We start from the raw sequence: 3,582 nt of genomic DNA on the forward strand, positions 1-3,582 counted from the left end.
TGATCCGGCAGACGAAGGCGTCAGCCAAGCAGGCCGCCGGCGCCCTGCCCGGCTGGCTGGACAGCGCCCGTCGTCAGCAGGACCTGATCGAGACCATCCGCACGACGATCGAAAAACCCCGCACCGAGGTGCGGCGGGTGCCGCTGGACGACATCCGCAACCGCCTGAACGCGCGGCTTGACGAGGTGCGCGACCGGCTTGTCTTTGGCGACACGACCGACCGGCTGGCCGTCACCATCGCCACGCTGGAAAAGCTGGCCAAGGAGGCGGCCGATGACGACATGGCGCGCCTGATCGCGTTGGGCGCGAGATACGACACGGTCAGGACCGGGCTGCGCGATGCGCTGGCCGATGCGCAGGGCCCGGTGGCCGGGCTGCAGCCGTCGCCACTGGGCGCGCTGATGGCCGCGCGGCTGACCGCCATCGACGCCCGCCGCATCGCGCTGGATGCCCCGGCGGCCGACCTGTTCGACCTGGCCTTCAAGGTCCAGGAGATGGAGGACCTGCGCGCCGAGCTGGACGGCATCGATCCGGCGGCGCTGCAGGCGCTGGTCGACGCCTATCAGCAGCTGGAAGCCGACCTGCGGCAGGTGGTGCAGAAGGATCAGGCCGATCTGGCCGTATTGCCGCCCGCGCCGGTGACCGCGATCCTGCAGGCCCAGAACGATGGCTGCCGCGCCGCGATCACGCCGCTGGCCCAGATCACCAGCCCCCAGGCGCTGGATCATGCGCTGGTGATGCTGCGGAAGACCGATGACGTCTATCGTGACGCCAGTTCCGGAACTCCCGGCCAGATCAAGGAAATACAGGACTATCTTGATCTTCTGCGCGAACTGGATGCGGCGCATGCCGACAAGGTCCGCGCGGCGGGTCAGCTGCCCGCCTCGCTGATCCGCACCGCGCTGCTGGGCAGCCTGTCGGCCCAGAGCGCCAAGCGCCAGCCGCTGGCCGATGCGACGGATATCCGCAAGCTGCGCGAACAGACTTCGGGGCTGAGGGCCGTGCTTTCGGGCATGCAGGGTTTTGACATCGACCTCTACCGCCGCCACGCGGCGGCCTATCAGGACGGGGCGGCAACGCTTCTGTCGCATATCGCCGCCAAGACCCGGGAACTGGCCGCCCTGCCCGATGCGGGCGTCCGCGCCATCCTGGAGGGCAGTCTTGCGCAGATCGAGGCCGAGTTTCTGCCGCTGGCCCAGATCGCCCTGCCCGCGCAGGTGGAACGCAAGACCAAGGCGCTGGCCGACCTGCAGAAGCGCGTGCTGGCCATCGACGCCGCAGGCATAGCCCAGGCCATCGACGACCATCGGCAACTGTTGGCCGACGTGCGCCAGCAGATTGACGACCAGGTGACGCGGATCGCGGGCGCTATGCCGCAAAGCGCACAGGACGCGCTGCGCGACATGTTCCTGAAGCGCCACGCCGCCCTTGTGACCTTTGCCACCATCGAGGAACTGGCCGAGCGGACCAAGGGCCTGAGGACCCTGTCCGCCGATGTGGCCAAGCATCAGATCAAGACGCCCATCCCGCCCCAGACCTTTGCCCGCGCAGACCAGCATGTGGCCGATGCCCAGGGCCGCATCAACACGATGACGTCCCCCAAGCTCCAGCAGGCCGCGCAGGTCGCGCTGGACAAGCTGCAGGTCCGGCTGGACCAGCTGCGTCTGGGCGAAACGGCCGAGGGGATTCCGGCGTCGATAGCCGTGGGCAAGAAGAACGAGGGCCAGCTTGCCCTGGTCGACCTCAAGCCCAGCGAAGTGATGCAGGCGCTGGACAAGGCGATCAAGGCCCTGGACGCGGCGCTGGACGACGACACGGGCAAGCAGATGCTGGATTTCGAGGGCGGCGAAAAGTTGGCCGACGGGCTGTGCCAGATGTATTCCACGCTTGTGGCCTTTGGCGCCAATCACAAGGGCGTCTCGCCGGTCGAGGCGCTGGCGGTGCAGCGCTACACGGGCGACGACTATACCGACATGAACCTCAACCGCCGCGGGGTGAAGACCGATCCGCGATTGAAATTCCTGAACGAGACCACCGACACCGCGCTGGAGAAGCTGCCCGAATACCCCGATGCCGCCTGGCCCACCTACCGCGCCGAAACCGCCTGGTCGCAGGATGTGGTGGACAAGCGCTATGTCCAGGGCCGCCAGTTCGAATGCGGCGTGCTGTGGAGCACAGGCGCCCGCGGCGTGGCCGACCTGTCCCACAACTCGCCCGCCTTCATTCACGTGATCTATGGCAAGAAGGGTCGCGATGTTGCCGCCCTGTCGGCCCACAGCGGTGAAGGGGGCAGGCAGCAACCTGGCTATGATTTCAACCCCGCCGCCGGCCGGGGCGAGGTGCTGTTCCCGGCGGATTCCAACTTTGTGGTGACCGAGCGCAAGGACCCGCCCGATGCGCCCGTCCCGATCCGCTTTGCCCCCTACAAGGGCGATGTCACCATCACCACCCGCCTGAAGGAAGTGTCCAATGGCTGACAGCGACGACGCCTTTCTGCGCCATGACACATCGGCTCCGGCCGCTCTGGAAGGCAAGTTCGACCGCAACCGGCACCTGCTGCCGATCTTTGCCGGGCCTCAGGGGGCGGACCCTGCCCTGCCCGACCAGACCGAGGCCGACTTTCTGGACCGCGCGCGGGGCTGCCTGCTGGGGCTGGCCATCGGCGAGGCGATGGGGTCGTCGGTCGAATACCTGCCGCGCGACGGCTTTGACCCGGTCACGGGCCTTGCGGGGGGCGGGCCGCTGGACCTGGCGGCCGGGGAGTGGACCGATGGCACCGCGATGGCGCTGTGCCTGGGGCAGTCGCTGCTGGACTGCCAGACGGTCGAGCAGCATGACTTCATGACGCGGCTGGCGGCCTGGATCACGACGGGCGCGCAGACCGTGCAGGGCCGCAGCCTGGCCGTGGGCGCCACCACGCGGGTCGCCATCGACAGCTTTCTGGACGATGACGAGGCCGCGGCAGGCACCGCCGAGGCGACGGGGGCGGGCAACGGGTCGCTGATCCGGCTGGCGCCGGTGGCGATCTTCGCGGCCCGCAGCCCCGAGGCGGCGCGGTTTCTGGCCACCAAGCAGTCGCGCGCCACGCACGCCACGATCGAGGTGCTGGACGCCTGCGAGCTGTTCACGGCGCAGCTGGTCGATGCGCTGCGTGGTGCGGGCCGGGATCAGGCGCTGCGCCCGCGCGTGATGCAGCTGACGCCCAACACGCTGGCCATCAACGGCGGCGAATGGCGCGGCAAGACGCGCGATCAGGTGCGGTCCGGCGCCTATGTGGTGGATACGCTGGATGCCGCGCTCTGGGCGGTGGGCACCACCGACAGCTTTGCCGATGCGGTGCTGACGGCGGCGAACCTGGGCGGCGATGCGGCCGGGGTGGCCGCGGTCGCGGGGCAACTGGCCGGGGCGCTGTACGGGGCGGCGGCGATCCCGCCCGACTGGCGCGCGGGCGTCGCCTGGGCCGACCGGCTGGAGACGATGGCCGCCGATCTGGCGCGCGAAGGGGCGGTGTCCTATCCCGGCTGACCCCCCCGCGCGGCGCCGGCCTCGCCCGCGCCCCGGGGCAGGCCGCTTGGCCGAGGG

The 3,582-nt window shown here is 69.7% G+C and carries 2 protein-coding genes; both read left to right on the forward strand.

The annotated features are described in order from the left end of the window. The coding region (locus ACLD7X_RS16110; protein ID WP_411424695.1) for a coiled-coil domain-containing protein at positions 1 to 2,477 on the forward strand (2,477 nt) is incomplete at its 5' end. Next, positions 2,470 to 3,525 (forward strand): ADP-ribosylglycohydrolase family protein, encoded by a 1,056-nt coding sequence (locus ACLD7X_RS16115; RefSeq protein ID WP_411424696.1) that lies wholly within the window; start codon positions 2,470 to 2,472, stop codon positions 3,523 to 3,525. The genes ACLD7X_RS16110 and ACLD7X_RS16115, both read left to right, overlap by 8 nt. Positions 3,526 to 3,582 lie beyond the last annotated feature (57 nt).

It is taken from the genome of Aphanothece microscopica RSMan92 (assembly GCF_046613545.2).
Taxonomy (GTDB): Bacteria; Cyanobacteriota; Cyanobacteriia; order PCC-6307; family Cyanobiaceae; genus NIES-981.

Excerpts from the sequence above, each read along its gene's own strand:
- ACLD7X_RS16115 (WP_411424696.1), top strand. The coding sequence starts at position 2,470 with ATGGCTGACAGCGACGACGCCTTTCTGCGCCATGACACATCGGCTCCG.